The organism is Actinosynnema sp. NPDC023658 (assembly GCF_040639995.1).
Classification (GTDB): Bacteria; Actinomycetota; Actinomycetes; order Mycobacteriales; family Pseudonocardiaceae; genus Actinosynnema.
In genome coordinates, this window is the sequence record NZ_JBFAAX010000331.1 from 1 (window position 1) to 321 (window position 321).

Here is a 321-nt window from a genome sequence, read left to right on the forward strand (position 1 = left end):
GTCGAGCTTGCGGTAGATGCGGGTGATGTGGAGTTCGACGGCCCGGGTCGAGACCGAGAAGTGCTCGGCTATCTGCCGGTTCGTCATGCCCTCCAACATCATCAGCGCGATCCGGTGCTCGTGCGGCGTCAACGGCTCGCGCGAGCGCGCCTCGGCGCTCTGCCCGTCACGCGGCCGGACGATGCCCGGCACGCGCTCACCTTCAGGCACACCCAGCAGCACGTGCCACTGGCGTATGCGCACCTCTGCGATCGACTGCGATCGCACGTACGGGTCACCGCGCACCAGGTCCCGGGCCGCGGCGTCGTCGGGCACCTGCAC

The 321-nt window shown here is 69.5% G+C and carries 1 protein-coding gene; it reads right to left on the bottom strand.

Translation table 11 applies throughout. The features are described 5' to 3' along the window. On the bottom strand, window positions 1–315 hold a 315-nt coding region (locus AB0G02_RS25550), incomplete at its 3' end, for a LuxR C-terminal-related transcriptional regulator (protein WP_360798165.1). Window positions 316–321: the final 6 nt, after the last annotated feature.